We start from the raw sequence: 3,440 nt of genomic DNA on the forward strand, positions 1-3,440 counted from the left end.
CGGTATCACCTATAGCAACCCCGGTCAGGCCATCGACGCCGCCCGCGCGGTCTGCGGGCTGGTGGACCGCGGCGAACCGGGCCTGCAGGTGATCTCCGACCTGAAGGCCACCAATCCCGGGTTCACCACCGACGGCGCGGCGCAGTTTGCTGCCATTGCGGCGAACGCCTACTGCCCGCATCAGCTCGTCACCAAGTGAAGCCCGGCGAGCCGGCCGAGCCGGAATACGGCGACGCGCGCGCGGCTAACCCCCGCTGGGAGCGGGCGAGGGAGCGGCCGGCCGTTGCTGCGGCACGAAGCCCTTCAGCACGTCGGGCAGTCCCGCCGACTGCTGCGGCGCCGGGGCACAGGTGGGCGGGCATTCGGTCAGTTGCCAGGGCGCGCAGCGGTCGGTCCGGAAGGTGGTGTCGCTGGGCTCGATCAGCACCACCTGCGGTTTCTTGGTCATCGCGCTGTCGACAATCTTGTCGCCGCTGTTTCGGCGCCAGTAGCAGGCGTTTCCCTCGCGCGGCCCGTCGGAGCGGTAGGTGCCCGGCGCAATGTCTTTTCCGACGGTGAAGGTGCCGTCGGTGTCGATCACCTGTTTCGGCGCGGGTGCGGGGGCGGGCGCCGGAGTCGGCTCGGCCCCCGCGACAGCGGTGGCTCCGCCGCATGCCGCCAGCATGACCGCCGCCGCTGCCAGCCTCATCGGTCTCATACCAGGCGAGGGTACCGGCGTGTCCGGCCTGATGCCGCCGGTGTTACGGCTTGACGCCGACGGTGATCAGGTCCGACACCAGCAGCGTCCAGGCCGGTCGCGCCACCCGGTGCTGGTCGGCCACGGAGAATCCGGCGTCGGTGAACAGCGTGCGCATCTCACTGGGCGTGGGCTGACGTGACGGGTTCCACCGGATCCCGGCCAGCTGGAGCGGATCGGGCAGCCGGGGGCTCATCGCGGTGACCGCTGCCATCCCGCCCGGCGCCAGTACCCGGTGGAACTCCCGCACCGCGGCCGGCTGGTTGAAGAAGTGAAACGCCGAACTGGTGACGACTGCGTCGAGCGTCCCGTCCTCGAACGGCAGCTGTTCGGCCGGGCCGGTCAGCCACTGCACCCGCGGTGACCGCGCCCGGGCCTCGTCGAGCATCCCGTCGGACATATCCACCCCGTAGACGGCCTCGGGTTGCAGTTCGCGTTCGATGCGGTCGGCGAGGATGCCGGTGCCGCAGGCGACGTCGGCGACCCGGGCGGGCCGATGAGAGCGCAGCACGGCGATCAGCTCGTCCTGGGCCGGACGATAGACCCAGCGTTGCAGGAAGCGGGTGTCATAGGCCGGAGCGGCAAGGCTCCAGAACCGGGTGACGACGTCATTGAATGCTCGGCGCGGAGCGGGAGGTGCCACGGCATGAAACCTACCGCCAGGGCTTTGAGAAGGTGTATCCATGACCGTCTGCTACCGGCACCCCGACCGGGCCACCGCACTGCGCTGCACCCGCTGTGGGCGTTACATCTGCGGTGACTGCATGCGCGGCGCCGCCGTGGGGCAGCACTGCGTGGACTGCGCGCAGCAGGGGGCCGCGCCACGCCGGTCGCGCCCGATGGTGCGGGCCGCCTCGACGACTCCGGTGATCAGCTACGGGCTGATCGCGTTGAACGTGCTGGCGTTCATCGGGCAGATGTCGTCCCGCCAGCTGGATTCCGAGCTGGTGCTCTGGTCGCCGGCCGTGGCCGACGGCCAGCTCTACCGGCTGCTGACGTCGGCGTTCCTGCACTACGGGGCGATGCACCTGTTGCTGAACATGTGGGCGCTGTATGTGGTGGGACCGGCGCTGGAAGGGCTGCTCGGCCGGTCCCGATTCAGTGCGCTGTATCTGCTCAGCGCGCTGGGTGGTTCGGTCACGGTCTATCTGCTGGCGCCGCTGAACACCGCCACCGCCGGGGCCTCCGGCGCCATCTTCGGCTTGTTCGGGGCGACGCTGATCGTCGGCCGGCGACTGCAGATGGACATCGGCTGGGTGGCGGCGATCATCGTGATCAACCTGATCTTCACGTTCACCATCCCGCAGATCAGCTGGCAGGGCCATGTCGGCGGTCTGGTCACCGGACTGCTGGTCGCGGCTGCCTACGTCTATCCCGCCGCGCCGCGCCGCAACCAGATCCAACTCGCGGTCAGCGTTGCGCTACTGGTGCTGTTCGTTGCGCTGATCTGGTGGCGCACTGCCGAATTGGTCTCCTGACACCGAGCGTGTCGCCGGGGTAGGAAGGTCGGTCGCCCCCTAAGCTTTCGGTGGTCCACCAGCGAGAGGATCGACCAATCGTCGCCAGCAGCGACCAACAGGAGATAAGTCGACCGGTCGGGAGCCGGACTCGCCGGGCCACCTCCGTGCGCACCTCGGGCAGAACCCGCTGGGTCGCGCCGGCTCCGCGTGCCGCCCGGCTGACCACTGGTCGTGCCGCGGACCGGGTGCGGCGGGAGCGGCGACGACCGGGGATTCACGCCCTCGACGGCCTGCGCGCGATCGCCGTCGCGTTGGTGCTGGCCGATCACGGCGGCATCCCGGGAGTGTCGGGCGGGTTCATCGGTGTCGACCTGTTCTTCGTGCTGAGCGGATTTTTGATCACCTCGCTGCTGATCGACGAGCTTCACCGGACCGGGCGCATCGACCTCACCGGCTTCTGGATCCGCCGCGGCCGCCGGCTGTTGCCCGCCCTGGTGCTGATGGTGCTGACCGTGGCGATCGCGCACGAACTGCTGCCGTCCGACGCGGTGGTGGGCCTACGGGAGGACGCGATCGCCGCGTTCTTCTGGGTGGCCAACTGGCGGTTCGTCGCCCAGCAGACCGACTACTTCACCGAGGCGGGCACCCCGTCGCCGCTGCAGCACACCTGGTCGCTGGGCGTCGAGGAGCAGTACTACTTCCTCTGGCCGCTGCTGCTGATCGCGGTCGCCCTGCTGCTGGGCCTGCGCGCCCGGCGCCGCGGTCGGCTGCCCACCGTCGGCGGGGTGCGGCTGACCGTCTTTCTGCTGGCCAGCGCCGCCGCCGCCGAGATCATCGGAACATTTGTTCTTGTCTACACAGTCTTCTCTGCCACTGATCCCAAGAGGAATGCCAGAGATTCTCATGTCCCTGTTTTGGCACCGCTTCCAATTGGATTTGCAGTATTCATGGTCCATTTGGCCACAATCCCAGTCACAGGCACTGGTATTAACCCTGCTAGAAGTCTTGGATCTGCTGTCATCTACAACCAGAAGAAAGCTTGGGATGACCATTGGATTTTCTGGGTTGGACCATTCATAGGTGCAGCAATTGCAGCCTTCTACCACCAGTTTATCTTGAGAGCAGGAGCTGTTAAGGCACTTGGTTCATTCAGGAGCAGCTCACATGTGTGATGAAATGTCTTCCTCTTCCTCTTCTTCATCTTCATCCATGGTTTTTAGCGGACCAAATTTCAGCCTTGAGAG

The 3,440-nt window shown here is 67.1% G+C and carries 5 protein-coding genes; 3 read left to right on the top strand and 2 right to left on the bottom strand.

Annotated elements, in window-relative coordinates:
• A partial coding sequence (locus DQP56_RS23210; RefSeq protein WP_133259017.1) for a DUF732 domain-containing protein occupies positions 1 to 199 on the top strand: 199 nt, incomplete at its 5' end.
• 45 nt (positions 200 to 244) lie between these two features.
• Here the strand turns inward: DQP56_RS23210 and DQP56_RS23215 are convergent.
• Positions 245 to 697, bottom strand: coding sequence for an Rv1352/Rv1906c domain-containing protein (locus DQP56_RS23215; RefSeq protein WP_353617225.1), 453 nt, complete (start codon positions 695 to 697; stop codon positions 245 to 247).
• 43 nt (positions 698 to 740) lie between these two features.
• Entirely contained in the window at positions 741 to 1,421 is a 681-nt protein-coding gene (locus tag DQP56_RS23220; protein WP_112689395.1) for a class I SAM-dependent methyltransferase, read from the bottom strand.
• Between DQP56_RS23220 and DQP56_RS23225 the strand changes: the two genes are divergently transcribed.
• Entirely contained in the window at positions 1,420 to 2,214 is a 795-nt protein-coding gene (locus DQP56_RS23225; protein ID WP_112689397.1) for a rhomboid family intramembrane serine protease, read from the top strand. The two genes, DQP56_RS23220 and DQP56_RS23225, sit on opposite strands and share 2 nt — an antisense overlap.
• A 200-nt stretch (positions 2,215 to 2,414) precedes the next feature.
• On the top strand, positions 2,415 to 3,368 hold the full coding sequence (locus tag DQP56_RS25680; protein WP_286167810.1) for an aquaporin: 954 nt from the start codon (positions 2,415 to 2,417) through the stop codon (positions 3,366 to 3,368).
• The last annotated feature ends 72 nt before the right edge of the window (positions 3,369 to 3,440 follow it).

The sequence above is a fragment of the Mycolicibacter senuensis genome, assembly GCF_003284925.1.
Classification (GTDB): domain Bacteria; phylum Actinomycetota; class Actinomycetes; order Mycobacteriales; family Mycobacteriaceae; genus Mycobacterium; species Mycobacterium algericum_A.

Coding starts and splice junctions, on each gene's coding strand:
- DQP56_RS23220 (WP_112689395.1), bottom strand. CDS start 1,421: ATGGATACACCTTCTCAAAGCCCTGGCGGTAGGTTTCATGCCGTGGCA.
- DQP56_RS23225 (WP_112689397.1), top strand. CDS start 1,420: ATGACCGTCTGCTACCGGCACCCCGACCGGGCCACCGCACTGCGCTGC.
- DQP56_RS23215 (WP_353617225.1), bottom strand. CDS start 697: ATGAGACCGATGAGGCTGGCAGCGGCGGCGGTCATGCTGGCGGCATGC.